The organism is Streptomyces sp. NPDC051364, from assembly GCF_040682115.1.
GTDB lineage: Bacteria > Actinomycetota > Actinomycetes > Streptomycetales > Streptomycetaceae > Streptomyces.
Window position 1 is genome coordinate 1 of record NZ_JBFBAH010000006.1, and the last position, 23,892, is coordinate 23,892.

Sequence of the window (23,892 nt, forward strand, 5' to 3'; positions counted from 1 at the left end):
GCACGCTTGTACTGGACGTACCAGGGTGCTGCGACAACGCGGCGAGGCGCCGTGCCGGGCGGCGCGGGGGCGTGCCCCACTTCCCCGAGACCGCTCAGCGTGCACGGCTGTCTCGGCTGGTGATCACGCGGAGACGGCCGGCGAGTTCCTCGCGAGGATGGTCGGCGGTGATCCGGGAGAGACAGTGCGTCAGACGCCGGCGGCGGAAGAGATGTCGCCGTTCGCGGGGGCGGAGAGCGGCGGTTCGTGGGGGGACGCTCCCGGGCCCGTGCGGGCCGAGCAGATCATGCCGAGGATCGGCCTTGCGGCCGAGACCGCGAAGATCGAGGGGGCACGCGCGAAGCAACTCGCCCCGAACCTCGATCCATCGCGTGAGTTCTGATCACGGGTGTCGGGCGGGTTCGAGTGGTCTTTCGGGTGCGGGCAGCACGGTGTGCCGGGCGGCCGTCCGGTGCGGGTTCTCCGATGTCTTTCGGGTCGTGGGCGGGCAGGGCGGTCGCGCGGGTCAGCTGAGCATGCGCTGCCCGAGTACACGGCTGCACCCTCACCTGAGCAGCGGTCGCAGGTCGTGGGTCCAGGCGTCGCGGGCCTGGCGCCAGGTGGGGGTGCAGCCGCGGGTGCGGTCGGCCAGGTCGGGGTGGCGCTCGGGGGCCGCGCCGTGGAGCAGGCAGAGGTGGGCGGCGGCCCGGGCGGCGGGCGGTGCGTGCTCGTCGCGGCCGGGGCCGGGGTCCGCGGGCGTACGGGCGTAGGCCTCGGCGGCGGTGCGGAGCGCCCGTTCGCCGTCCGGGCCCTGGCGGATCAGCATCAGCGCGGCGAAGCGGTCGGCGGCGTCCTCCTCGGCGCGGTCCCCGCCGACCGGCAGGTCGAGCGCGTCGACGAGGGCGTGGCCGGCCTCGTGGTACAGCGTCTCGGTCATCACGTCGGCCACTTCCTCGTCCGTCGTGACGAGCTCCCGTTCCTCCGCCAGGTCGTCGTAGCAGAGCTCGATCCGCCGGGTGTCGGGGTCGTAGCCGGAGCCCTCCCCGGCGCACGAGCGGGCGAGGACGGTGACCGCGTACGGGAGGTCGAGGTAGGCGTTGAGGGCGTCGGCCGCCCGCTCCGGCAGTCGCCGCTCGCGCAGGAAGCGGGCGTGGGCGGCATCGGCCGCCGCCGGCTCCTCGTAGCGCGGTACGAATCCGCGCGGCGCGGCCTCGGGTCGTGCGTCGCAGCCGGCGGAGGCGAGGAGTACGGACACGCACAGTACGAGGGTCTTCCACCGTCGGCTCATCCGCCCAGCCTAGAACGTACATATATGCGCGCGAGCGACCGAACTTGGACCAACTCCCTCTGATCTAGCTCAAGTTCCCTCGCGCTCGCGGCAGTCCCGGCGGACACTTGGGGCACGTTGCCGGAGCTCTCTTGAGGGGGATTGCCGATGCGGGACAGCCATCGCGGTGAGGCCGAGCGGCTGTTGGAGCGGGCCGTGGACGAGGAAGTCCAGCGGGCTGCCGGGACGGGGCAACCGGTCGACAAGGCGGCGCTGCTGGCGCGCGGCCTGGAGGCGCTGGACGCGCTCGCGGCGAGCGCCGTCGAGGAGTACGAGGCGTACGTACGGGCCCTGGACGAGGCGGCGGCCGGGGACGAGTCCCTCGGCGAGGCCTTCCGGCGCGGGAACACCTCGACGGCTCTGCTCGTGACGGCGGTTGCGGCGGCCGCGGCCGTCGGGGCCGACCTGTCGCTCGGCGTGGCGGCGGGCACCGCGCTGACCGCCGGGGCCGTCACCGGCATCGCGGGGGCGGCGGCCACGGTGGCCAAGGTGACCGCCCTGCACCTGCCCGCCGCGAACCGCCGGGCCGGGGTGCGCGGCCGCCCCGGCGGGCCGGAGCAGCTGAGGCTCCAGTGGCTGACGGCGCTGGAGGTGCGCGGGATCCGTCCGTTCCTGGAGCAGCAGCGCGCGGTGGCCGCCGCGGCGCGGGTGCCCCGGCAGCCCTCCCGGCCGGCGGCTGCGTCGCTGCGCGGGACCGACCGCAGCGCGGAGGCCCGGCGGCGCAGCGTGCTGGAGCAGTCTTTCGGCCAACTCCCGCAGTCCGGGACCCTGTTCTCGGGCCGGCGGGCGGAGCTGACGCGGATCGCGCAGTGGGTGCAGGCGGCCCGGGCCAGTACGGAGACCCGCCCGGTGGTCGTGGTGCTGCACGGGGAGCCGGGCGTGGGCCGCACGGCCTTGGCGCTGCGGGCGGCGGACGCGCTGCGGGACCAGTTCCGCGGCGCCTGCGTGGTGGACCTGCGGGGCGGCTCGCTCAGCGGGGAGGCGCCGCTGTCGACCCGGGAGGCGCTGCTGCACCTGCTGAACCGGCTGGGCGCACCGCGCGAGCAGCTGCTGTTCCGCGAGGGGTTCTCTGCGGAGCAGCAGGTACGGCGCCTGGGTGAGCTGTACCACCAGCACCTCCAGGGGCTGCCGGTGACGGTGCTGCTGGACGACGCCGTGGATGCGGCGCAGGTGCGGATGCTGGTGCCGGAGCGGTCGGAGAGCCTGGTGCTGGTGACGGCGCGCGAGCCGCTGGAGCTGCCGGACCTGGCGGCGTGGGTGCATCAGCTGCCGGTGGAGCGGCTGTCGGAGCCGGAGGGCGCGGAGCTGGTGCGCGCCGGTGCGGAGGCGGCCTGCGGGGCCGCGTACGAGGAGGAGGCCGTGCGGGGGCTGTTCGCGCTCGGCGGCGGACTCCCGCTGGCCCTGCGCGTCCTGGCCCCGCTGGGGCCGGCGCCGGAGGAAGGTCCGGCCGCCGGTACGGACGGCCCCGCGGGCGCCGATGCGCTCGAGGGCGCCCTCGGGCTGGCCTACGTACGGCTGCCCGAGGAGCGGCGTCGGCTGCTGCGGCGGCTCACGCTGGCCGGGCGTGCCTCGCTCGGCCCGTCGGCCGCGGCGGCGCTGATCGACGCGGACCAGGCGGCGGCCGGGCGGCTGCTGCGCGAGCTGGCGCAGGCGGGCCTGCTGGACCCCGTACGCGGGGAGCGGTTCCGGATGCACGACGCGGTGCGCTCGTACGCGGCGGCTCGGCTCGCGGCGGACGAGGACCGGGCCGAGGCCTCGGCGGCGCACGGCCGGCTGATCCGGAACTACGCGCAGCTCGCGGACTCGGTGATCCGGATGGTCGACGGGAAGATGTCGACCCGGGCGAACCACTTCGGCGGGCACGGCTTCGCCTCGCTGGACGCGGCGCTGCGCTGGCTGGACGACGAGTCCAGCTTCATCACGGCCGCGCTGCGGCACTCGCAGGACGTGGACCAGCAGGCGGTGCTGGACCTGCTGGGCGCGCTGTGCGACTTCTGCCTGCTGCGCGGGGACCTGTACCGGCTCGGCGAGATCAACGAGCTGACGCAGGCGGTGGAGGCCGCCCGCCAGGGCGAGCCCGGCCAGGGGCGGATGGTCCGCTCGGTGCAGTGGCGTACGGGTATCGCGGCGCGCCAGCTCGGCGAGCTGGACAAGGCCCGCACCACGCTGACCTCGGTGGTCGACCAGTACATCGAGGCGCAGCAGGACGCGGGCGCGGGCATGGCGCTGATCTCGCTCGGCATCACCCTGCACCACCAGGGGCAGCTGCCGGAGGCTGCGGCCCGTATCCGCGAGGCGCTGGTGCTCCAGGAGCCGGACAAGCTGGCCGGCGACCGGGCGTGGGGGTTGCACGCGCTGGCGGCGGTGGAGCGGGACCGGGCGCACCTGGCGGAGGCGATGCAGCTGCTGGAGCAGTCGCTGGCCCTGCACCGGGAGAGCGAGAGCGTGCACGGCGAGGCCTGGGCGCACTTCCAGCTGGGGCAGGTGTACCTGCGGCTCGGCGACGTTCCGCGGGCGGAGGCGGAGCTGAAGCTCGCCCTCGAGCTGTACGGGCGTACGCGCGACGAGCGTGGTCAGGCCTGGGCACTGACCCAGCTGGGCCGGGCCCGGGTGGTGGACGGGGATCCGGGACCGGCGGTGGAGCGGCTGCGCGAGGCGCTGGCCCGGCACCGGGAGCAGGAGGACGCGCGCGGGGAGGCGTGGACGCTGTACTACCTCGGGCAGGCGCTGGAGGAGGGCGGCGAGCGCGACCAGTCGGTACGGGAGCTGGAGCGGGCCCGGACGATGTTCTCGCGGATGCGCGACGTGTACGGGCTGGCCCACGCCCGGCACCACTCGGGCCGGGTGACGCGCGACCAGCGGGCGGCGCAAACGGGGAACCTGAAGAACTCCGGGTTCGCGCGGCAGCTGCTGGTGGATGCGCGGGCGGACTTCCGGCGGATCGGGCTGGCGCACGGGGAGGCGTGGACCTGCCTGGAGCTGGCGGTGGTGGACGCGGGCAACGGCCGGGCGTCGCAGGCGCTGGGCCTGTGCGAGGAGGCGGCCCGGCTGTTCATCTCGTACGGGGACCGGCGCGGGGAGGACTGGGCCCGGTTCCTGCGCTGCACGCTGCTGCCGTACGCGCTCCCGGGCGCGGGCGTGGACGAGGCCCGGGCGGAGCTGGCGCGGCTGGCCGCGGCGCCGCATCCGATGCGGGACGGGCGTCTGGAGGACAGCCTGGACACCTATGCGGTGGTGCTGGGGCGAGGTGTGGACCCGGCGGAGGGCTGGCAGGCGTGGCGTCTCGCGCTGGTCCCGAACCTGCACTCGCGGGAGATCATGGGCGTCCCGATGCCACCGGCCTAGCCGCGGCCTAGCCGGCCGTATGACCGCGTACCGCATCAGCCGTACGGCCCGGTGGGCCGAAGACCGCCGACCGCGGTACAGCCCCGCCCGTCGCAGGACTGCCTGGCGGCCGTACGGCCCGACCGCAGACACGCGCAGTCGCCGCCCCGCCCGCGCAGCGGGAGGGCGGCGGCGCACAGCCCGGAGGACGGCTCCCTACGGAGCCTGGTCCGCGGCGGGGGCGGCGGCGGGCGCCGCTCCGGCCTCCGGGGCCTCCTTGAAGTCGACCTTGCCCATGTGGCGGCTCATCGACTTCATCAGGCCCCACACCGCGAGGGCGAGGGCCGCGAACACGATGAAGCCCAGGACTCCGGGGGTCACCTTGTTCTTGTCGAAGGTGTCACCCGCCAGCGGAAGGAGCTCGGTCAGTGCTGCCTGCGTAGCGCTCATAGCAAGGCATTCTCCCGGATGCCCGCGAAGAGGTCGGACTCGGGGAGGGAAGTGTCGACGAGCGACTTCGCGAGCTCGTACTCCTCCGTGGGCCAGACCTCCTTCTGGATCTCCATCGGCACGCGGAACCAGCCGCCGTCCGGGTCGATCTGCGTGGCGTGCGCGATGAGCGCCTTGTCGCGGATCTCGAAGAACTCGGCGCACGGCACGTGCGTGGTCAGCGTCCGCTCGGTGCGCTCGAACTCCTTCCAGCGCTCCAGCCACTCCCCGTAGGGGGACTCCATGCCGCGCGAGAGCAGCGCCTCGTGCAGGGCGATGGTGCGCGGCTTGTTGAAGCCCTGGTTGTAGTAGAGCTTCTGCGGCTGGTACGCCGGGCCGAACTCGGCCTCCGGGTACTTCTCGGTGTCGGCCGCGCCCTCGAAAGCCACCATCGAGATCTTGTGGGTCATGATGTGGTCGGGGTGCGGGTAGCCGCCGTTCTCGTCGTACGTGGTGATGACCTGCGGCCGGAACTCGCGGATCTTCTTCACGAGGCGGCCGGCCGCCTCGTCCACGTCCTCCAGGGCGAAGCAGCCCTCGGGCAGCGGGGGCAGCGGGTCGCCCTCCGGGAGGCCGGAGTCGACGTAGCCCAGCCACTCCTGCTCGATGCCGAGGATCTGGCGCGCCTCGTCCATCTCCTTGGCGCGGACCTCGTGGATGTTCTCCTCGATGTATTTGTCACCCTGGAGCTTGGGGTTGAGGATCGAGCCGCGCTCGCCCCCCGTACAGGTCACCACCAGCACGGGAACCCCCTCGGACACGTACTTGGCCATGGTGGCCGCGCCCTTGCTCGACTCGTCGTCGGGGTGGGCATGGACGGCCATCAGTCGAAGCTGCTCGGTCAAGACAGGATCCTCTTTAAGTCGTCAGGGGCATCGCCTCTTATAGTGACCGAATCGGGGGGTGGAAAAATTCCGGGGCTGCCCCTGGGATGCTGGAGTCCGGCCCTCCCGAAAGGAACGATCGATGAGTGCGGTGCGCGAGGAGCTGCCCGAGGGTCGCTACGGGCGGTCGGCGGACGAGCGTGCGGACCGGAAGCTCAAGATCGTCGGGTCGGTGCTGGGCGTCGGCCTGCTGGCCCTGGTGGGCTGGATCGGCTGGGACTACGTCGCCGGCCAGAGCGTCAGCGCCGAGGTGATCAAGTTCCAGGTGGTCTCGGACACCGAGGTGAAGGTGCACCTGGAGGTGCGCAAGGATGCCTCGGTCACCGGGGTGTGCACGCTGAGCTCCCAGAACAAGGAGCACGCCGAGGTCGGCCGCGCCGACTTCACCTTCGGGCAGAAGGACACGCGCGTGGACGAGATGCTCTCTCTGAAGACCACCGGCCGCGCGACGATGATCGAACTGGTGGGCTGCCAGGCAGCGGCGGGCACCACGCCCGCGGCAGACTGAGCTCTTTCCTGCTCACGGGCCCGATGACACACTTCATACACATGGTGTCCTCCCCCTTTTCTTCCCGAATTGTTAGGCTCGTGGTTTCGCCCGCCGCTGGCGGCTTTGAAGTCCCCTGTACCGACGAGGAGCACCCGTGACCCAGACGAGCGAGAGCGTCACCTGGCTGACCCAGGCGGCGTACGACCAGCTGAAGGCCGAGCTGGACTACCTCTCTGGTCCCGCACGCACGGAGATCGCCACCAAGATCGCAGCCGCCCGCGAGGAGGGCGACCTGCGCGAGAACGGCGGTTACCACGCGGCCAAGGAGGAGCAGGGCAAGCAGGAGCTCCGCGTCCGCCAGCTGACGCAGCTCCTCGAGAACGCAAAGGTCGGCACCGCGCCCGCCTCCGACGGCGAGGTCGCGCCCGGCACGGTCGTCACCATCGCCTTCGACGGCGACGAGGACGACACGATGTCCTTCCTGCTCGCCTCGCGCGAGTACGCGTCCGGGGACTTCGAGACCTACTCCCCGCAGTCCCCGCTGGGCACCGGTGTGATGGGCAAGAAGATCGGCGAGGAAGCCGAGTACGAGCTGCCGAACGGCAAGAAGGCCGCCGTCAAGATCCTCGACGTCAAGCCCTTCACCGGCTGATCACCCCACGACATCAGAAAGCCCCCGCCGGAGCGATCCGGCGGGGGCTTTCCCGTGTCGTGAGACCTACGCGGCCGCCGAGCGGTACTTGCGGACCGAGAGGGTCCGGAAGACCGCGATGATCAGTACGGACCACAGGACGGACGCGAGCACCGGGTGCTGCATCGGCCAGGCCGCCGGTGCCTCGTACCCCGGCGGGAAGTTGCCGAACAGCCCGCGGGCCGCCTGGACGGTCGCGCTGAAGGGGTTCCACTCGGCGATGGTCCGCAGGAAGGTCGGCATGTTGTCGGAGGGGACGAAGGCGTTCGAGATGAACGTCAGCGGGAAGAGCCAGATCAGCCCGCCCGAGGTGGCCGCCTCCGGGGCCCGGCCGTTCGGGGGACTTACGCTATCGCGTTATATCGCGTGCCGCTATGGGGCTGCGGGCCGTTCCCCGGGAACCGGTCGGCTCGGCTCAGGTCGGCTCGGCTCAGCCCATGACCGTGTACCCGGCCGCGTGCAGCGAACGCGCGACCTCAGTGCAGTGCTCCGGGCCCTTCGTCTCCAGGTGCAGTTCCACCTCCACCTCGGTGAGCCCCAGCCGCGGGTCGGTCCGTACGTGGCTCACGTCCAACACGTTCGCATCCACCACTGACAACACCCCCAGGAGACCGGCCAGCGCCCCCGGCCGGTCGGCCACGCGCAGCCGCAGCGAGAGGTAGCGGCCCGCCGCCGCCATGCCGTGCCGCAGGATCCGCTGGAGCAGCAGCGGGTCGATGTTTCCGCCGGACAGGACCGCGACCACCGGGCCGCCGCCGTACAGCTCGGGCCTGCTCAGCAGGGCGGCCACCGGGCTGCACCCGGCGGGCTCGACGACGAGCTTGGCACGCTCCAGGCAGAGCAGCAGGGCGCTGGAGAGGGCGTCCTCGGAGACCGTGCGGACGCCGTCGAGGAGGTCCGCGATGATGTTGAAGGGGATGTCGCCGGGGCGGCCGACCTTGATGCCGTCCGCCATCGTGACCGGGTTGTCGATCGAGACCGGGTGCCCGACCCGCAGCGAGGGCGGGTAGGCGGCGGCGCCCTCCGCCTGGACCCCGATCACCTTGACGTCCGGCCGCAGCGCCTTCACCGCGACCGCGATGCCCGCCGCGAGGCCGCCGCCGCCGATGCCGACGAGGATCGTCCGCACCTCCGGGCACTGCTCGAGGATCTCCAGGCCGACCGTGCCCTGGCCCGCGATGATGTCGCGGTGGTCGAACGGGTGGATGAACACCGCCCCGGTGCGGTCCGCGTACTCCTGGGCCGCCGCCAGGGTCTCGTCGACGACCTGCCCGGACATCCGCACCTCGGCGCCGTACTCCTGCGTGGCCGCCACCTTCGGCAGCGGCGCCCCCACCGGCATGAACACCGTCGAGCGGACGCCGAGGAGGGAGGAGGCCAGGGCCACGCCCTGCGCGTGGTTGCCGGCGCTGGCCGCGACGACGCCGGCGGCCCGCTGCTCGGGGCGCAGGCCCGAGATGCGCACGTACGCACCGCGCAGCTTGAAGGAGCCGGTCCGCTGGAGGTTCTCGCACTTGAAGTGGACCGGGGAGCCGGTGAGGGCGGTCAGGTGCCGGCTGCCTTCCATCGGCGTGACCCGGGCGACGCCCGAGAGCATCTTCTGGGCCCCCCGGATGTCGTCGAGGATGACCTGCGGGACGGGCACGGGCACGCGGTAGTTCATGCCGCCAGTCTCGCAGCCCGCGCAGATCACGGCGCCCGGCCGACAGCCGGGCCTGCAGCGCGGCCACGAGCCCGGCCAACGGCCCGGCGAGGAAAGCCCACAGGGGGCGAAATCCGGCCATCCGGGACGGGTCCGGGGCCCGGGTCCCAACCGCCCGCACCAGTTCTCGTACGAGGCGTACGAGCCGCCCCACGGCCGCGTACTCTGTCCCCCATCCTTGTCGGCCCCACGTGAAGAGAGCTCACGGCCATGCCTTCCACCCCGGCCAATTCCGACCTGCCCACGGCGGCCGAGGCGTCCGCCGAAGCCGGTCTCCTCGACGCGCTCCAGCACCAGGTGGCCGTCTTCGCCCGCCGCGCCGAGCAGACCCGCCTGGGCGGGGTCGGCCAGGCCCGCAACTCGATGGACCGCGCCGCGTACCTGCTGCTGAACCGGCTCGACCTGGAAGGCCCGATGGGTGTCAAGGCGCTCGCCGGCGGCATGGGCATCGACTCCTCCACCGTCACCCGCCAGGTCGCGCCGCTCGTCGACAGCGGCCTGGTCAAGCGCACTTCGCACCCGGAGGACGGGCGGGCCGTGGTCCTCGCGCTCTCCCCGCGCGGCCTCGCCCGGCTCGAGGAGGTCCGCTCCTCGCGGCGCGAGCTGATGGCCCGGGTGACCGAGGACTGGAGCGAGGACGAGCGCGAGTCCTTCACCGGGCTGCTGACCCGTTTCAACGGCTCGCTGTCGGAGCTGATGGGCGCCGTCTCGGAGGCGGGCCCCGCTTCCTGAGGACGGGCGTGAGCCGGGGCCGTCCGACCTCTTGACCGGGGCGGTCCCGCTGCCCGCACTATGTGGCCTGTGGACGACCACGGCCCGGGCACCTACGCGGAGTTCGAAGCCTTCGTCGCGGGTGCGGCGGGGCGGCTCCTGCATGTCGCCGTCCTGCTGACGGCCGAGCCGGAGACCGAACCCGCCGCCGCCCGCCGGCTGCTCGCGGACGCGCTGGCCCGTACGTACGCGAACTGGCGCCGGGTGCGCGGCGACGACCCGTACGACCACACCCGCCGGGAGCTGTGCGACGCCTTCGCCCGCACCGGCTGGCGCCACCACGGCGGCAGGGGGCTGCTCGCCCGGCTCGGCCCGCTGGAACGGCTCGTACTGGTGCTGCGCGTGTACGAGGGCGTCGCGGAGGAGGTCACCGCCGCGCAGCTGGGGCTGCCGGTCGAGCGGGTACGGGTGCTGTGCAACCGGGCCGTGGCCGCGATGCGCTCGCGGGACGTCGCATGAGCGTCCCCGACCGCAAGGAGGACCAGGTCAGGCGGCTGCTGGAGGGCCCCCACCCGGTGGTCCCGGCCGGGCTGGCGGCCAGTGCCGCGGCCCGCGGGGACCGGCTGCTGCGCCGCCGCCGGGCCCTGCGCCGGGCCGGCTGGGCCCTGCTGTTCGCGGCGGCCGTGGCCTTCGCGGTGTGGGCCTCGCTGGCCCGCCCGTGGGAGATCCCGCCGAGCGGTGTCTCCCCGCCCCTGGAGGGCTGGTGACCGCCGCTCGGCGGTTGTTGCCGTGAAGGCCGTGAAGGGGCGGTTAGCCGAGGGCCTGGGTCAGGTCCGCCAGCAGGTCGTCGGCGTTCTCGATGCCGACGGAGACGCGGACGAGGTCCGCCGGGACCTCCAGGGCCGAGCCGGCCACCGAGGCGTGGGTCATACGGCCCGGGTGCTCGATGAGGGACTCGACGCCGCCGAGGGACTCGGCCAGGGTGAAGATCTTGGTGCGGGCGCAGACATCGACCGCCGCCTGCTCCCCGCCGACGACGCAGAAGGAAATCATGCCGCCGAAGTTGCGCATCTGCTTGGCGGCGATCTCGTGGCCCGGGTGCTCGGCCAGGCCCGGGTAGAGGACCTTGTGCACCTTGGGGTGCCGGGTCAGCATCTCGGCGATCTTCGCGGCGTTCTCCGCGTGCCGGTCCATGCGGACGGCCAGCGTCTTGATGCCGCGCAGCACGATCCAGGAGTCGAAGGGGCCGGCCACGGCGCCCATCGCGTTCTGGTGGTAGGCCAGTTCCTCGCCGAGCGCAGCGTCGGCGGTGACCAGCGCGCCGCCGACCACGTCGGAGTGGCCGCCCATGTACTTGGTCAGCGAGTGCACGACCACGTCCGCGCCCAGCGCGAGGGGCTGCTGGAGGTAGGGCGAGGCGAAGGTGTTGTCCACGACCAGCTTGGCGCCGGCCGAGCGCGCGATGTCGGCGACGACCGCGATGTCGGTGATGCCGAGCAGCGGATTGGAGGGGGTCTCGACCCAGATGACCTTCGTCTTCGGGGTCAGGGCGGCCCGTACGGACGCCGCGTCGGAGGTGTCGGCCACCGACCACTCCACGCCCCAGCGGGAGACGACCTTCGCGAAGAGGCGGAAGGTGCCGCCGTACGCGTCGTTCGGGATGACCACGTGGTCGCCCGGGGAGAGCAGCGTACGCAGCAGGCAGTCCTCGGCGGCGAGCCCGGACGCGAAGGCGAGGCCGCGCCGGCCGCCCTCCAGCGCCGCGAGGTTCTCCTCCAGCGCGGTCCGGGTCGGGTTCGCGCTGCGGCTGTACTCGTAGCCGCCGCGCAGTCCGCCGACGCCGTCCTGCTTGTACGTGGACACCTGGTAGATCGGGGGCACGACCGCGCCGGTCAGCGGGTCCGCCGTGTTGCCCGCGTGGATCGCGCGGGTCTCGAAGCTCTGGTGCTCGTGGCTGTCGTCGCTCATGGGCCGATGCTATGCCCCGGCCGACGGCGAGCCCACTGCACACCCGGTGGTGCGGCAGTGCACGCCCGAAAGCGGAGCGCTCGTGCGGCATTGGCCTTTGCGCGGGTGCGTCTGGTTCGCTTGGGGGCATGGAGATTCTGTGGTTCCTGATCGCGCTCGGCCTGCTCGTGGCCGCCTTCAGCCCGTACATACGGCGCCGGCGGGGCGGCGGCGTACGCCTGGTCGCGCCGGGCAGCCCTGACGCGGCCGACCCCGAGAACTACGGTTTCGCCCGCCAGGAGCACCTGGACATCCGCGTCCCGGGCCCCGACGAGGACCTGATGGACGCCCTCGAAGCCGTACAGCGCAGCGGCCGCTGGCAGGCCGCGTCCCAACTGCTGGCCGGGACCCCGAAGGAGGGCGAGCTGCGCTGGCAGCGGGTCCAGGCCTTCGGCGGGGCGGCTGCGCTGGAACTGGTGGAGCGGCCCGGGGTGGGCGCGCAGTGGCTGAAGGCCTGGCGGCTGGAGGCGGAGAAGGACGCGGGCGGCGCGCAGGTGCACGCCGAGCTGCTGGTGCAGCAGGCGTGGCGGCACTCGGGCGGCGTGGGCTCCACGGACCACCGGATCATCCTGGAGGAGGCCCGGGAGGCGTGCCGCAAGGCGGCGCTGCCGGCCCCGGGCGACCCCGTCCCGTACATCACGGAGCTGGCGGTCGCTCGGGCGCTCGGGTACTCGGGGGCGGAGTTCGACTCCCTCTGGGCGAAGGTCATCGACGTCGCGCCGGCGCACATGGGCGCGCACCTGGCGGCCCTGCACTACTGGTGCGAGAAGTGGCACGGCTCGCGGGAGCAGGCGGATGCCTTCGCGCACGCGGCGGCGGCCCGCGCACCGCAGGGCTCGCTGCTGGCGGCGCTGCCGCTGTTCGCGGTGTACGAGCACGTCCCGGAGGTCGTCCTGACGAACTTCTGGCAGGGCGCGGTCGTGACCCGGGCGGTGGAGGGTGCGCTGTACGCGGTGCACACCGCCCGCCAGGACGACCCGATGCTGGCGCACGTACGGCACATGCTGCTGTCGTTCCTGGTGCCGATGGAGCGCTGGGCGGAGGCGATGGAGCAGGTCCGCCACATCGACGGCTACGTCGGCGCCCTGCCGTGGTCGGTCTCCCCGGACCCGGCGGCGCAGTACGCGGTGTACCGCGCCCTGGCGGTGGCGGGCTACGAGGCCAACGGCGGCTCCCCGGCGACGCTGCCGCACTGACGCGGCGGCCGCCCTGGCCCCCGCACCCCACCTCCGCCCCGCCCCCCGGCTCCCACCTGCGGAATCCCGGCGAATAAGGTTGCTGTAAAGATCTGCGGGCTGCATGATGACCCGGCGTGACCGCCCGGGCCCGGCCGACCACCGAGCGCCCCGGCACACCCGCAGCATCTGCACATGCACCACTTCATCCCGTGGGGGGATCCGTCCATATGGGCGCTTCACTGCGCGCGCTGCGCGCTCTCGTCCTGCTCGCAGGCTTTTACCTGCTCGGCTTCATCCTGCTCGGTGTGCTCGCGGCCGCCGACTGGGCCACCGTCACCTGGCTGCACGGCGGCATCGCCTTCAAGATCCTCATCGTCTCGGTGGTCCTCGCGGTCCCGATCGTGCGCGGCATGTTCATGCTCCGCACCCCCAAGGGCGACCCGCAGCCCGGCGTGCCCGTCACCGAGCAGCAGGAACCCGTCCTGTGGCAGACCGTCCGCGACATCGCGGCCCAGGTCGGCACCCGCGCCCCGGACGAGATCCTGCTGATCGACGAGGTCAACGCGGCCGTCAGCGAGGACGCCCGGCTGCTGGGCCTGAAGTCCGGCACCCGCCGCCTCTACCTGGGCCTGCCCCTGATGACCGGCCTGGACGAGATGCAGCTGCGCGCCGTACTCGCCCACGAGATGGGCCACTACGCCAACCTCGACACCCGCCTCACCCCGCTGATCGCCCGCGGCCGCGCCCAGCTGATCCGCACCATCGGGCACTTCCACGACCGCGCCGACACCAAGGTCGCCAAGGAGCGGGCCCGGCAGGAGAAGGCGGCCGAGAAGCGGCTCGCCAAGGGCAAGAAGGCCAAGGAGGTCGACACCGCCGGCCAGGGCGCGATGTACCGGGCCATGGCGAAGATCTACACGGCGTACGCGCGCTTCTACATGCGCGCCACCCTCTCCGGCAGCCGCCGCCAGGAGCTCGCCGCCGACCTGGCCTCGGTCCGCGTCGCCGGCCGCGACTCCGCCGCCTCCGCGCTGCGCGAGCTCAACGCCCTCGGCCCCGCGCACGAGTTCTACATGGACTCGTACGCCACCCTCGGCGTCGGCGCCGGCCTGCTGCCGCCCGCCGGCCAGGTCTTCGGCGGCCTGCGGCAGCTGCTCGACGCCCGCTCGGACGAACTGGACGGCCTGCGCCGCGAGCTGTCCACCGAGCCCACCTCCCCGTACGACTCGCACCCCGCGCTCGCCGAGCGCGTGGCCCGCATCGAGGCCCTGCCCGACGACGGCCGCGGCGCGCAGGCGGCCCGCCCGGCGCTGGAGCTGCTCGCCTCCCCTGAGGCCGCGCTGGCGGCGCTGGAGCACGCGGTCCTGACCCCGGAGGCGCTCGCCCTCACCCGCGTGGACTGGGCGGACCTCGTCCACGAGAGCATGACCCGGTACGTCGGCCAGGGCGCGCAGGAGATCCGCGAGGCCGTCGCCGCCGAGGGCACGGCCCCGGAGCTTGCGGCCCTGCTGGACGCCGTCGACGCCGACCCGGCGCTGCGCTGGCGGATCGCCGACCGCTTCCCGAAGTCCGAGGAGGCTGCGGCCGCCACCGGCCGCGCCGCCCGCGAGTTCACCCGCCCCGTGCTGCGGCGCGCGCTGAAGCAGCTGGTCACCGCCGAGCTGACGGCCCGCGGCGGCGCCCGCTGGCAGCTGTCCTGGTCCGACTCGGCCACCCTGCAGTACGCGGCCGACGGGTTCGAGGAGCAGCTGGAGCTCGCCCTGGACGCGCTCGTCGCGGACCTGCCCGACACCGAACCCCTGCGAAAGCTGGTGCTTGTCCGATGCTCGGCCTGATCATCCTCGGAATCCTGCTGATCAGCGGCGCCTACAAGATGCTGCGGGCCCGCAAGGGCGGCGGCGGGAAGCGCCGCTGGGCGAGCCGGGCCGACGGCCTGGCGGCGGTCGCGCTGGGCTTCGCCCCGGCCGAGCGGCTCGACACCGACAACGGGTCCCCGCTCGCGCCGGCCGACACGGCCGCCCTCGACGCCGTACGGGCGGGCGACTGGCAGGCCGGCGCGGCCTGGGCGGACGCGGCCGGGCAGAACTGGGACGAGCGCATCCGGCGCGTACGGGAACTGGCCGAGCGGGCCGCCGAGGACGACGCCTGGCTGCTGGCCTGGCGCGCGGCGCGGCCGCAGGACCCGACGGCGGCGGCGGTGCACGCGGACGCGTCGGTGCTGGTGGCGTGGAACGTGCGCGGCTCGCTGACCGCGAAGCACACCACGCAGGAGCAGTTCCGGAACTTCCACCGGCTGATCGCCGCCTCGCAGGAGGCGATGCACGAGGCCCAGCGGCTCGCCGACCCGGCGGACCCGGTGCCGTACATGCTGGAGCAGCCGGTCGCCATGGCGCTGGGGTACTCCCACGAGCGGTACGGGCAGCTGTGGGCGGAGATCGTCAAGCGCGGCCCGAAGGTGCTGGCGGCGCACACCGGCGCCCTGCAGTACTGGTGCCGCAAGTGGCGCGGCTCGCACGAGGAGGCGGAGGCGTTCGCGCAGCGGTCGGCGGCCGCGGGCGAGCCGGGTGAGCTGCTGTCGCTGCTGCCGCTGTACGCGTACCTGGAGTACGAGATGTCGGAGTCGGAGCTCGACCCGAGCGTCTACTACAAGCGGCCGGAGATCGTGGCGGCCACGGACGCGGCGCTCGCGGACGTGGCGGCGGCGGACCCGGCGGACCGGCGGGTGGCCCGGGTACGGCACATGCTGGCGTGGAACCTGTACTGGCAGGACCGGTACCCGGAGGCCGTGGAGCAGTTCCGTGCCGTCGACGGGTACATCGGGGCGACGCCGTGGACGTACTCTGCGGACGCCAAGGCGCGGTACGTGCAGGCGAGGGACTTCAGCGTGCGCCGGGCGGTCACGCAGAAATGACGAAAGTCTGACGCGGCGGCCGGGGGCGGGTCGGGGGGAATCCCGGCCCGCCCCCGCCCGTTAAGGGAGAACCACTAGGAGGGAATCATGTTCTCGTACCGCCGCACGCCCGAGCTCCCCACCCGCGAGGAGGCCCTCCGGGGCCGCGCGACCCCGCAGTTCTCACTCCCGGACCGGCACACCGTGCTCGGCAACCCCCTCGCGGGGCCCTACCCCGCCCACCTCCAGGTGGCCGACTTCGGCCTGGGCTGCTTCTGGGGCGCGGAGCGCAAGTTCTGGCAGACCCCGGGGGTGTGGACCACGCTGGCCGGCTACCAGGGCGGCTTCACCGAGAACCCGACGTACGAGGAGGTGTGCTCGGGGCAGACCGGCCACACCGAGGTCGTCCGCGTGGTCTTCGACCCGGCGCAGGTCTCGTACGCCACCCTCCTGAAGCTGTTCTGGGAGTCCCACAACCCGACCCAGGGCTTCCGCCAGGGCAACGACGTCGGCACCCAGTACCGCTCGGCGATCTACACCCACTCCGAGGCCCAGCAGGCCGAAGCCGAGTCCTCCCGCGCCGCGTACCAGCAGGTCCTGGCGTCCTCGGGCTACGGCGAGATCACGACGGCGGTCCTCCCGGCGACAGACCGCCCCCTCTGGCCGGCAGAGCCCTACCACCAGCAGTACCTCGACAAGAACCCCGACGGCTACTGCGGCATCGGCGGTACGGGCGTCAGCTGCCCGATCGGCGTGGCCAGGGCCCAAGGCTGACGCTCCTCCCGGGAGGCCCGGGCCGGTCTGCCTCCGGGCGTGGAGGGCGTGTGACGGGCGCCGAGTCGGTGGTCCGTCCCATGTCGGGTGCGTGACCGTCCTGAACTGCCTGGACGGTGACGTGGCCGCCGGGCCGCCGTCCCCGAGGGGACTGGCGGTGGCCCGGGAGCGGCTCGCGGTCCTGGAGGCGCGGATCGCCGTGCAGACGGCCGCCCGGGACCGGCTCGCCGCCGCGCTGGAGCAGGCCGGTCAGATCGTCGACGCGTCGATGACGAAGCGGTAGCGGACGTCGCTGGCCAGGACGCGCTCGTACGCCTCGTTGATCTGCTCGGCGCGGATCAGTTCGATCTCCGAGCCGAGGCCGTGCTCGGCGCAGAAGTCCAGCATCTCCTGCGTCTCGGCTATGCCGCCGATCATCGAGCCGGCGAGGGTCTTGCGGCCGGTGATGACGGAGAACAGGTTCAGCTCGACCGCCTCCTCCGGGGCGCCGACGTTGACCAGTGCCCCGTCGACCTTCAGCAGGTCGAGGTACGCGTCGAGGCCGAGCGGTGCCGCGACCGTCGAGATGACCAGGTCGAAGCTGCCGGCCAGCTTCTCGAAGGTGGTCTCGTCGCTCGTGGCGTAGTAGTGCGAGGCGCCGAGCCGCAGGCCGTCGTCCTGCTTGCGCAGGGACTGGGAGAGGACGGTGACCTCCGCGCCGAGCGCGGCGGCGATCTTCACGCCCATGTGGCCGAGGCCGCCGAGACCGACGATCGCGACCTTCTTGCCCGGGCCCGCCTGCCAGTGCTTGAGCGGGGAGTAGAGGGTGATCCCGGCGCACAGCAGCGGGGCGGCGACGTCGAGGGCGAGGCCGTCGGGGATGCGGACGGTGTAGTTCTCGTCGACGACGACGTGCGTGGAGTAGCCGCCGTACGTCGGGTCGCCCTTCTTGTCGCGGGCGTTGTATGTGCCGGTCATGCCCTGCGCGCAGTACTGCTCCTGCCCGCGCAGGCAGTACTCGCACTCGCGGCAGGAGTCGACGAAGCAGCCGACGCCGACGTGGTCGCCGACCGCGAACTTCGTGACGCCCGGGCCGGCTTCGGTGACGACACCGGCGATCTCGTGGCCCGGGACCATGGGGTAGATGCCCTCGCCCCAGCCGTCGCGGACCTGGTGGATGTCGGAGTGGCAGATGCCGGCGTACTTGATCTCGATGAGGACGTCGTGCTCGCCGACGGGGCGGCGCGGGACGGTGGTGCGCTCCAGCGGGGCCTTCGCGGCGGGAGCGGCGTAGGCGGCGACCTGGGTGACGGACATGGGTGAAGACTCCTCGAACGCTGCTGCGGACGGTCTGCGGTGCAAGCAACGATTGCGGACCGGGCCGCCGACACCCAGACCCCTGCCCTGCCTAGGACTGGCGGTCCTACCCCTGGCGGGGTCAGGAACAGGACCACGCCGCGCGGGCCGCCCGGCGATACTGGCGTCATGGACCAGCTTGATCAGCGTGCCGAACTGGGCGAGTTCCTCCGTTCCCGCCGTGCGCGGCTGCGCCCCGCGGACGTGGGCCTGCCGGACTACGGGCGCCACCGCCGCGTGCCCGGGCTGCGCCGCGAGGAGTTGGCGCAGCTGGCGGGCGTCTCGGCGGCGTACTACACGCGGCTCGAGCAGGGGCACGGGCAGAACGTGTCGGCGGAGGTGCTGGACGCGATCGCCCGCGCCCTGCGCCTGGACGGCACGGAGACGGCCCACTTGAACCACCTGGCCAGCCCCCGGCCCCGCAGGTACCGCGGCAAGCAGCACCGGGCGCAGCGCGTCCGCCCGGAGCTGCGGACGCTGTTGGACGCGATGGAGGGGGTGCCCGCGTACCTGGTGGGGCGGCGTCAGGACGTGATCGGCTGGAACCGGCTGGCGGCCGCGGTGTTCGGCGATTTCGGGGCGCTGCCGCCGCAGGAGCGGAACCTCGTACGGCAGGTGTTCCTGGACCCGGCGACGGCCGAGCTGTACGTGGAGTGGGAATGCCGGGCCTGCGAGGTGGTGAGCAACCTGCGCATGTACGCGGGCCAGCACCTGGAGGACGAGCAGCTGTCCGCGCTGGTCGGGGAGCTGTCGGTGAAGAACGAGGAGTTCCGGCGGCTGTGGGCGGCGCACACGGTGGCCGACAACAAGACGCACGGGGTGAAGCGGCTGCGGCACCCGCTGGTGGGTGAGCTGGACCTGGCCTTCGAGACCCTGGCGCTGCCGGACGACTCGGCGCAGTTCCTGGTGACCTTCCATGCCGCTGCGGGCTCCCCCTCGGCGGACGCCCTGCGGCTGCTGGCCTCGTGGTCGGCCCCGTCCGCGCCGTCCGCCCCGTCCGCGCCGTCCGCCCCGTCCGCGCCGTCCACCTCTTCCGCCCCTGCGATCCCTTCGGCCTCCTCCGCCCCGGCCCCGGCCCCGGCCCCGGCGGACGCGGACGGGGCTACAGCTTGATCTGGAAGATGCCCGCCGCGCGTTCGCGGCGGTAGCCCAGGGCGGCGTTCACCGCGCGCATCGGGGTGTTCTCGTCCGCCACCGAGGTGGCGATCTCGCGGAGGGCGGGGAAACGGGCCGTGGCCTCCCTCAGCATGCGGAGTTTGACCGTGCGCCCGAGACCGCGGCCGCGGTGGGCGGGGACGACCACGGTGTCGTACTGGAGGGCGCGCAGGGCGGCCGGGTCCGGGAGCACCAGGGACGTGTACGCGGCCACCTCGCCGGCGGGGGTCATCGCCGCGGCCATGAGCATCCGGCCGCCGCGGTCCAGGACCAGCCGTTGCACCGTGTGCAGGCGCTCCGGGGTCCAGGCCGGGGGCTGCTCGTCCATGTCCCCGGTCGGCGCGTCCTCCATCGACCCGTGGGCGACGGCGGCCGCGGCCACCCACGCGTCCGGGACCAGGCCCTCCCAGCACACCAGCTCGTAGCCCGCCGGGAGTTCGGGCTCCGCAGTCGCCGGCCCCGCCGCCACGTCGTGCCCGTCCTGCCCGCCCTGCCCGTCGTGCCCGCCCTGCACGTCCTGCACGTCCTGCACGTCCTGCACGTACCAGCCGAGCGGCAGCACGTTCTCGAAGCCCAGCGACTCGGCGAACGCCTGTCCCGCCCCGCCCAGGTCGGCCATCGTGGAGACCGAGGTGCGGCCCTGGGCCAGCAGTTCCTCGCGGACCCGGTGCCACAGGGCCGTGCCGGTCCCCCGCCGCCGCGCGTGCGGGCGTACCGTCAGCACGTCCAGCGAGGCGGTGTGCGCATTGCCGGCGTCCGTGAACAGGAGCAGGCTCGCCACGCCCTCGTCCGCCGCGAAGTGCGCGAAGCGGCCGGTGGTCGGCGCCACGCGCAGCCGCCCCGCGATCTCCACCCGGGTCGGTACGGGTACGCCGGGCAGGTCGGCGGCGTGGGCAGCGGTCAGGACCGCCGCCCAGGCGTCCACCTCGGCGTCGGTCGGCGGCACGGACAGCTGGGTGAGAGCAAGGGGCTGGGGCATGATCCGGACCTTAGCCCCTGAAACGGGCCCCTGGCCCCTGGAAAAACAGCCGATGGCGGGGAGCCTCCGTCAGGGGCTCCCCGCCATCCGCGGGTTCGGTCCGGACCAGAGGTCCGCAGGTCAGGAGGTCAGGAGGCCGCGCCGGCCTTCCAGTCCGCCCAGCTCATGTTCCAGCCGTTGAGGCCGTTGTCCGGCTTGATGGTCTTGTCCGGGGAGTTGACCACCGTGACGACGTCACCGATCAGCGAGTTGTCGTAGAACCAGGCCGCGGGCTGGTTCGGGTCGTTGGCACCCTGGGCGTCGTTCAGACCGACGCAGCCGTGGCTCGTGTTCACGCTGCCGAAGATCGAGTCCGATCCCCAGTAGTTGCCGTGGATGAACGTGCCGGACTGGGACAGCCGCATCGCGTGCGGGACGTCCTTGATGTCGTACTCGCCCTTGCCCTCGCTGTTCTTGAAGCCGACGGTCGAGCCGTCCATCCGGGTCTCCTTGAACTTCTCGGAGATCACCATCTGGCCGTTGTACGTCGGGTTCTCCGGAGAGCCCGCCGAGATCGGGATGGTCTTGAGGACCGCGCCGTCCCGGGTGACGGTCATCTTCTTCGTCTTCGCGTCGACCGTGGCGACCTGGCTGCGGCCGATCTTGAAGGTGGCGGTCCGGTTCTGCACGCCCTGGACGCCGGGGGCGCCCTGCACCCCGTCCAGCGCCAGCTTCAGCGTGACGGTGGAGCCGGCCTGCCAGTACTGCTCGGGGCGGAAGTCCAGGCGCTGCGCGCTGAACCAGTGCCCGACGACCTCCTGGCCGCTGCTGGAGGTGACGGTGATCGCCGCCTGGACCGCCTTCTGGTCCTTGATCGCCTTGTTGAAGGTGATCGAGACCGGCATGCCCACCCCGACGGTCTGGCCGTCGTCCGGTATGAACGAGCCGACGAAGCTGTTCTCCGGGGAGACGGTGGTGAAGGAGGCGTTCTCGTGCGCCTCCTTGCCGGAGGCGTCCTTGGCGGTCGCCGACAGGGCGTACTTCGTGGAGCGCTTCAGCGCGGCGTCCGGCTTCCAGCTCTTGCCGTCGGCGGCTATCTTGCCGGGCACGGCCCCGCCCTCGGAGGTCTTCAGCTCGACCGCCGTGAGGGTGCCGTCACCGACGGCGACGTTGGTCGCATCGTTCAGGCCGACGTTGGTCGTGCCGTCCTTGGGCGTGATCGTTATCTTGGCCTTGGACGCGTCCTTGGCCGCGGCCGCGTCCACGTCCGACTGGGACTTGCTGCTCCCGTCCCCGCCGCCCTTGGGCTTGTCGTCGCCACCGCCGCACGCCGAGAGCACCAGCACGCCACCGAGTACGGCGGATATGGCCACGAGGGACCTTCTCCGCCGCTTCTTGTCCGTCCTCACACGCCACTCCATCGTTGCCTGAACCCCCGAGCTTCCCCCGGCAGCCGCCGGGTGGTGCCCCGATCAAGGCAGGGAGACACGCCCCCTGCCTCGCACCAGTCAACGCGTTGAAGGCCCGGATCGGTTCCACATTCCGTTTGAATGTGTGCAACCACACGGTCAGGCGTTGTCGGTCGTCTCTTCGTCGAATTCCCCATCTTCCTCGCCCAGGTCCCACTCCATGGACTCGGGGTCGTATTCGACGGGCTCGCTGCTCCAGGAGGCCTGCGCCAGCTCCACGCCGGGGATGTCCGCGACCAGGTCAGTGGGGTCGACGAGGTACGCGAGCGCCTCCGACTCGTCCTCCCGTACGGCCGACTCCGCGTGGCCGCGCTCCTCGTCCGGCATGAACTCGTCGGCCTCGATGTGCTCGAGCGCGGCTCCGGTCAGCGCCTCGGGGTCGGGCACCTCCAGTACCAAATCCACCCGAAGCCGTACGTATCGTGATGTGTCAGAAGGGTTCATACGACGGAGACTAAGCCCGAGGAAGCCCCGACTTTCCCACGACCCGCCCTTGTCCGTAGCATCACCGCACACGGCCAATTCGCTGCTTTCGCAAGGGGGATCGCACCGTGTCCGCACGTCGACCGCTGCTCACCGCTCTCGGAGCGACCACCCTCCTCGCCGCCCTGTGGTTCGTACCCTCGGCCAACGCCACCGCACCGGGGTCCGCGGCGCCCGGTTCCACGGCGTCCGATTCCGGTTCCGCCGCGCCGGAGTCCGCGAACGCGCCCGGGCCCGGATCGGTGACGACGCTCGTGGCCGATCCCGCGGGCGCCTCCCCGCAGACCGCCGGCCAGGTGTCCCTCGGGCTCGCCGACACCGGCGGGATCGACACCACCCCGTACCTGCTGGGCGGCACGCTCTGCCTGGGCCTCGGGGCCGGGTTCGTCACCTTCTCCGTACACCGCTCGCGCGCGTAGGACCCGTACGGGCACACACCGAAGGGCCGGCCCCGGGAGACGATTCCCGGGGCCGGCCCTTCGCGGCAGCGGTACGACTAGGCGAGCGGACCCGTCACCGGCTCCACCGCGGCCACGAGGCCGCCCGTACGGACGAACGCGTCGGCAGCCGCCAGGTCGGGGGCGAGGAAACGATCCGGCCCGGGACCCTCCACACCGGCCGCCCGAGCCGCCGCGATGGCCGCCCGGCTGGCCGGGGCCGGGGTGAGCCCGTGGCGCAGCTCGATGGCCCGGGTGGCCGCGTACATCTCGATCGCGATGATGCGGGTCAGGTTGTCGACGGCGGTACGGAGCTTGCGCGCGGCCGACCAGCCCATCGAGACGTGGTCCTCCTGCATGGCGGAGGACGGGATCGAGTCGGCGGAGGCCGGCACGGCCAGCCGCTTCATCTCGCTGACCAGGGCGGCCTGCGTGTACTGGGCGATCATCAGACCGGAGTCGACACCGGCGTCGTCCGCCAGGAACGGCGGCAGGCCGTGCGAGCGGTTCTTGTCGAGCAGCCGGTCGGTGCGGCGCTCGGCGATGGAGCCGAGGTCGGCCGCCGCGATGGCCAGGAAGTCCAGCACGTACGCGACCGGCGCGCCGTGGAAGTTGCCGTTGGACTCCACACGCCCGTCGGGCAGCACCACCGGGTTGTCGACCGAGGAGGCCAGCTCGCGCGAGGCGACCCGGGCGGCGTGCGCCATGGTGTCGCGGCCCGCGCCGGCGACCTGCGGGGCGCAGCGCACCGAGTAGGCGTCCTGCACGCGGGGGGCGGACTCCTCCTGGAAGTGCCCGGTGAGCCCGGAGCCGTTCAGGACGGCGGCCATGTTCGCGGCGGAGGCACCCTGGCCCGGGTGCGGGCGGATGGCGTGCAGCTCGGGCGCCAGCACCTTCTCGGTGCCGAGGAGCGCCTCGAGGGTCAGCGCGGCGGTGATGTCGGCGGACTTGTACAGCTTGTCGAGGTCGGCGAGGGCCATGACCAGCATGCCGAGCATGCCGTCGGTGCCGTTGAGGAGGGCGAGGCCCTCCTTCTCCTTCAGCACGACGGGCTGGATCCCGGCCGCGGCGAGCAGCTCCCCGGCGGGGCGCACGACCCCGTCCGGACCCTCGGCGTCGCCTTCGCCCATCAGGGTGAGCGCGCAGTGCGAGAGCGGCGCGAGGTCGCCGGAGCAGCCGAGCGAGCCGTACTCGTGGACGACGGGCGTGATGCCGGCGTTGAGCACGTCGGCCATCGTCTGCGCGACGGACGGCCGGACGCCGGTGTGCCCGGAGGCGACGGTCTTCAGGCGCAGGAACATCAGGGCGCGCACGACCTCCCGCTCGACGCGCGGGCCCATGCCGGCGGCGTGCGAGCGGACGATGTTGCGCTGGAGCTGGGCGCGCAGCTCGGGGCTGATGTGCCGGGAGGCGAGGGCGCCGAAGCCGGTGGACACCCCGTAGACGGGTTCGGGCTTGGCGGCGAGGGCGTCGACGATCTCGCGGGCGCGGGCGAGGGCGTCGAGCGCCTCGCCGGACAGCTCGATCCGCGCGTTGCCGCGGGCGACGGCGATGACGTCCTCGGCGGTGGTCCCGGACGTCCCCACCACGACAGTGTGCATATCCATAT

The 23,892-nt window shown here is 72.9% G+C and carries 23 protein-coding genes and 2 pseudogenes; 14 read left to right on the plus strand and 11 right to left on the minus strand.

Going from position 1 to position 23,892, the window contains the following annotated elements; translation table 11 throughout:
• Window positions 1–184: 184 nt before the first annotated feature.
• Entirely contained in the window at window positions 185–382 is a 198-nt protein-coding gene (locus AB0M76_RS14550) for a hypothetical protein (protein ID WP_365953209.1), read from the plus strand.
• A 162-nt stretch (window positions 383–544) separates the two neighbouring features.
• Here AB0M76_RS14550 and AB0M76_RS14555 read toward each other — a convergent pair whose 3' ends face one another.
• The gene (locus AB0M76_RS14555) at window positions 545–1,267 is read right to left on the minus strand and encodes a DUF4344 domain-containing metallopeptidase (protein WP_365953210.1); all 723 of its coding nucleotides are present in this window, start codon (window positions 1,265–1,267) and stop codon (window positions 545–547) included.
• A gap of 147 nt (window positions 1,268–1,414) precedes the next feature.
• Between AB0M76_RS14555 and AB0M76_RS14560 the strand changes: the two genes are divergently transcribed.
• Window positions 1,415–4,651: a tetratricopeptide repeat protein gene (locus AB0M76_RS14560; protein WP_365953211.1), complete on the plus strand. Its 3,237-nt coding sequence runs from the start codon at window positions 1,415–1,417 to the stop codon at window positions 4,649–4,651.
• Window positions 4,652–4,846: 195 nt separating this feature from the next.
• On the opposite strand, the gene AB0M76_RS14565 is transcribed toward AB0M76_RS14560, so the two are convergent.
• Together AB0M76_RS14565 and mca are read right to left on the minus strand one after the other, a co-directional pair.
• Window positions 4,847–5,080, minus strand: coding sequence for a hypothetical protein (locus AB0M76_RS14565; RefSeq protein ID WP_365953212.1), 234 nt, complete (start codon window positions 5,078–5,080; stop codon window positions 4,847–4,849).
• On the minus strand, window positions 5,077–5,964 hold the full coding sequence (gene mca, locus AB0M76_RS14570; protein ID WP_328620457.1) for a mycothiol conjugate amidase Mca: 888 nt from the start codon (window positions 5,962–5,964) through the stop codon (window positions 5,077–5,079). The genes AB0M76_RS14565 and mca overlap by 4 nt, the downstream gene beginning before the upstream one ends.
• A gap of 121 nt (window positions 5,965–6,085) precedes the next feature.
• Here mca and AB0M76_RS14575 point away from each other — a divergent pair, with 121 nt between their 5' ends.
• A complete protein-coding gene (locus AB0M76_RS14575; RefSeq protein ID WP_365953213.1) occupies window positions 6,086–6,511 on the plus strand; it encodes a DUF4307 domain-containing protein in 426 nt (141 codons plus the stop codon).
• A 136-nt stretch (window positions 6,512–6,647) separates the two neighbouring features.
• Entirely contained in the window at window positions 6,648–7,145 is a 498-nt protein-coding gene (gene greA / locus AB0M76_RS14580) for a transcription elongation factor GreA (RefSeq protein WP_266664378.1), read from the plus strand.
• Window positions 7,146–7,211: 66 nt separating this feature from the next.
• On the opposite strand, the pseudogene AB0M76_RS14585 reads toward greA, so the two are convergent.
• Both AB0M76_RS14585 and ilvA read right to left on the minus strand, forming a co-directional pair.
• Window positions 7,212–7,508 (minus strand): annotated as a pseudogene (locus AB0M76_RS14585) (ABC transporter permease); the annotation flags it as partial.
• A 106-nt stretch (window positions 7,509–7,614) separates the two neighbouring features.
• On the minus strand, window positions 7,615–8,847 hold the full coding sequence (gene ilvA / locus AB0M76_RS14590; protein WP_365953214.1) for a threonine ammonia-lyase: 1,233 nt from the start codon (window positions 8,845–8,847) through the stop codon (window positions 7,615–7,617).
• A gap of 249 nt (window positions 8,848–9,096) precedes the next feature.
• Here ilvA and AB0M76_RS14595 point away from each other — a divergent pair, with 249 nt between their 5' ends.
• From AB0M76_RS14595 to AB0M76_RS14605, 3 genes are all read left to right on the plus strand, one after another.
• Window positions 9,097–9,618: a MarR family transcriptional regulator gene (locus AB0M76_RS14595; protein ID WP_053786297.1), complete on the plus strand. Its 522-nt coding sequence runs from the start codon at window positions 9,097–9,099 to the stop codon at window positions 9,616–9,618.
• A gap of 69 nt (window positions 9,619–9,687) precedes the next feature.
• Window positions 9,688–10,116: a sigma factor-like helix-turn-helix DNA-binding protein gene (locus AB0M76_RS14600; RefSeq protein ID WP_365953215.1), complete on the plus strand. Its 429-nt coding sequence runs from the start codon at window positions 9,688–9,690 to the stop codon at window positions 10,114–10,116.
• Complete coding sequence (locus AB0M76_RS14605; protein ID WP_030290839.1) at window positions 10,113–10,364, plus strand: hypothetical protein; 252 nt, start codon at window positions 10,113–10,115, stop codon at window positions 10,362–10,364. The genes AB0M76_RS14600 and AB0M76_RS14605 overlap by 4 nt, the downstream gene beginning before the upstream one ends.
• 43 nt (window positions 10,365–10,407) lie before the next feature.
• Here AB0M76_RS14605 and AB0M76_RS14610 read toward each other — a convergent pair whose 3' ends face one another.
• The gene (locus AB0M76_RS14610) at window positions 10,408–11,565 is read right to left on the minus strand and encodes a cystathionine gamma-synthase (protein ID WP_266664390.1); all 1,158 of its coding nucleotides are present in this window, start codon (window positions 11,563–11,565) and stop codon (window positions 10,408–10,410) included.
• Between the two features lie 128 nt (window positions 11,566–11,693).
• Here AB0M76_RS14610 and AB0M76_RS14615 point away from each other — a divergent pair, with 128 nt between their 5' ends.
• From AB0M76_RS14615 to AB0M76_RS14635, 5 genes and pseudogenes are all read left to right on the plus strand, one after another.
• Complete coding sequence (locus AB0M76_RS14615) at window positions 11,694–12,800, plus strand: hypothetical protein (RefSeq protein WP_365953216.1); 1,107 nt, start codon at window positions 11,694–11,696, stop codon at window positions 12,798–12,800.
• Between the two features lie 209 nt (window positions 12,801–13,009).
• Window positions 13,010–14,617: a M48 family metallopeptidase gene (locus AB0M76_RS14620; RefSeq protein ID WP_365953217.1), complete on the plus strand. Its 1,608-nt coding sequence runs from the start codon at window positions 13,010–13,012 to the stop codon at window positions 14,615–14,617.
• Window positions 14,605–15,693, plus strand: coding sequence for a hypothetical protein (locus AB0M76_RS14625; RefSeq protein ID WP_365953218.1), 1,089 nt, complete (start codon window positions 14,605–14,607; stop codon window positions 15,691–15,693). Before AB0M76_RS14620 ends, AB0M76_RS14625 begins: the two co-directional genes overlap by 13 nt.
• Before the next feature lie 87 nt (window positions 15,694–15,780).
• Complete coding sequence (gene msrA / locus AB0M76_RS14630) at window positions 15,781–16,446, plus strand: peptide-methionine (S)-S-oxide reductase MsrA (protein WP_365953219.1); 666 nt, start codon at window positions 15,781–15,783, stop codon at window positions 16,444–16,446.
• Between the two features lie 100 nt (window positions 16,447–16,546).
• Window positions 16,547–16,729: pseudogene (locus AB0M76_RS14635) on the plus strand (MerR family transcriptional regulator); the annotation flags it as partial.
• Here the strand turns inward: AB0M76_RS14635 and AB0M76_RS14640 are convergent.
• Window positions 16,696–17,742, minus strand: a complete 1,047-nt coding sequence (locus AB0M76_RS14640; protein ID WP_365953220.1) for an NAD(P)-dependent alcohol dehydrogenase — start codon at window positions 17,740–17,742, stop codon at window positions 16,696–16,698. The pseudogene AB0M76_RS14635 and the gene AB0M76_RS14640 sit on opposite strands and share 34 nt — an antisense overlap.
• A 168-nt stretch (window positions 17,743–17,910) precedes the next feature.
• Between AB0M76_RS14640 and AB0M76_RS14645 the strand changes: the two genes are divergently transcribed.
• Complete coding sequence (locus AB0M76_RS14645) at window positions 17,911–18,894, plus strand: helix-turn-helix transcriptional regulator (protein ID WP_365953221.1); 984 nt, start codon at window positions 17,911–17,913, stop codon at window positions 18,892–18,894.
• Here the strand turns inward: AB0M76_RS14645 and AB0M76_RS14650 are convergent.
• From AB0M76_RS14650 to AB0M76_RS14660, 3 genes are all read right to left on the minus strand, one after another.
• Complete coding sequence (locus AB0M76_RS14650) at window positions 18,884–19,915, minus strand: GNAT family N-acetyltransferase (RefSeq protein ID WP_365953222.1); 1,032 nt, start codon at window positions 19,913–19,915, stop codon at window positions 18,884–18,886. The genes AB0M76_RS14645 and AB0M76_RS14650 overlap by 11 nt on opposite strands.
• 128 nt (window positions 19,916–20,043) lie before the next feature.
• On the minus strand, window positions 20,044–21,315 hold the full coding sequence (locus tag AB0M76_RS14655; RefSeq protein ID WP_365953223.1) for an Ig-like domain-containing protein: 1,272 nt from the start codon (window positions 21,313–21,315) through the stop codon (window positions 20,044–20,046).
• A 147-nt stretch (window positions 21,316–21,462) separates the two neighbouring features.
• Window positions 21,463–21,807 carry a hypothetical protein gene (locus AB0M76_RS14660; RefSeq protein ID WP_365953224.1) on the minus strand — a complete coding sequence of 115 codons (345 nt, stop codon included), beginning with the start codon at window positions 21,805–21,807 and terminating at the stop codon, window positions 21,463–21,465.
• Between the two features lie 107 nt (window positions 21,808–21,914).
• Between AB0M76_RS14660 and AB0M76_RS14665 the strand changes: the two genes are divergently transcribed.
• Window positions 21,915–22,265, plus strand: coding sequence for a hypothetical protein (locus AB0M76_RS14665; protein WP_266996702.1), 351 nt, complete (start codon window positions 21,915–21,917; stop codon window positions 22,263–22,265).
• A 77-nt stretch (window positions 22,266–22,342) separates the two neighbouring features.
• Here the strand turns inward: AB0M76_RS14665 and hutH are convergent, their stop codons facing one another.
• Window positions 22,343–23,884: a histidine ammonia-lyase gene (hutH, locus tag AB0M76_RS14670; RefSeq protein ID WP_365953543.1), complete on the minus strand. Its 1,542-nt coding sequence runs from the start codon at window positions 23,882–23,884 to the stop codon at window positions 22,343–22,345.
• Window positions 23,885–23,892: the final 8 nt, after the last annotated feature.

Excerpts from the sequence above, each read along its gene's own strand:
- AB0M76_RS14625 (WP_365953218.1), top strand. The coding sequence starts at position 14,605 with ATGCTCGGCCTGATCATCCTCGGAATCCTGCTGATCAGCGGCGCCTAC.
- AB0M76_RS14650 (WP_365953222.1), bottom strand. The coding sequence starts at position 19,915 with ATGCCCCAGCCCCTTGCTCTCACCCAGCTGTCCGTGCCGCCGACCGAC.
- AB0M76_RS14575 (WP_365953213.1), top strand. The coding sequence starts at position 6,086 with ATGAGTGCGGTGCGCGAGGAGCTGCCCGAGGGTCGCTACGGGCGGTCG.
- AB0M76_RS14655 (WP_365953223.1), bottom strand. The coding sequence starts at position 21,315 with ATGGAGTGGCGTGTGAGGACGGACAAGAAGCGGCGGAGAAGGTCCCTC.
- AB0M76_RS14560 (WP_365953211.1), top strand. The coding sequence starts at position 1,415 with ATGCGGGACAGCCATCGCGGTGAGGCCGAGCGGCTGTTGGAGCGGGCC.
- ilvA (WP_365953214.1), bottom strand. The coding sequence starts at position 8,847 with ATGAACTACCGCGTGCCCGTGCCCGTCCCGCAGGTCATCCTCGACGAC.
- AB0M76_RS14555 (WP_365953210.1), bottom strand. The coding sequence starts at position 1,267 with ATGAGCCGACGGTGGAAGACCCTCGTACTGTGCGTGTCCGTACTCCTC.
- AB0M76_RS14595 (WP_053786297.1), top strand. The coding sequence starts at position 9,097 with ATGCCTTCCACCCCGGCCAATTCCGACCTGCCCACGGCGGCCGAGGCG.
- AB0M76_RS14615 (WP_365953216.1), top strand. The coding sequence starts at position 11,694 with ATGGAGATTCTGTGGTTCCTGATCGCGCTCGGCCTGCTCGTGGCCGCC.
- AB0M76_RS14565 (WP_365953212.1), bottom strand. The coding sequence starts at position 5,080 with ATGAGCGCTACGCAGGCAGCACTGACCGAGCTCCTTCCGCTGGCGGGT.
- AB0M76_RS14605 (WP_030290839.1), top strand. The coding sequence starts at position 10,113 with ATGAGCGTCCCCGACCGCAAGGAGGACCAGGTCAGGCGGCTGCTGGAG.
- AB0M76_RS14645 (WP_365953221.1), top strand. The coding sequence starts at position 17,911 with ATGGACCAGCTTGATCAGCGTGCCGAACTGGGCGAGTTCCTCCGTTCC.
- AB0M76_RS14610 (WP_266664390.1), bottom strand. The coding sequence starts at position 11,565 with ATGAGCGACGACAGCCACGAGCACCAGAGCTTCGAGACCCGCGCGATC.
- hutH (WP_365953543.1), bottom strand. The coding sequence starts at position 23,884 with ATGCACACTGTCGTGGTGGGGACGTCCGGGACCACCGCCGAGGACGTC.
- msrA (WP_365953219.1), top strand. The coding sequence starts at position 15,781 with ATGTTCTCGTACCGCCGCACGCCCGAGCTCCCCACCCGCGAGGAGGCC.
- AB0M76_RS14660 (WP_365953224.1), bottom strand. The coding sequence starts at position 21,807 with ATGAACCCTTCTGACACATCACGATACGTACGGCTTCGGGTGGATTTG.
- AB0M76_RS14620 (WP_365953217.1), top strand. The coding sequence starts at position 13,010 with ATGGGCGCTTCACTGCGCGCGCTGCGCGCTCTCGTCCTGCTCGCAGGC.
- AB0M76_RS14640 (WP_365953220.1), bottom strand. The coding sequence starts at position 17,742 with ATGTCCGTCACCCAGGTCGCCGCCTACGCCGCTCCCGCCGCGAAGGCC.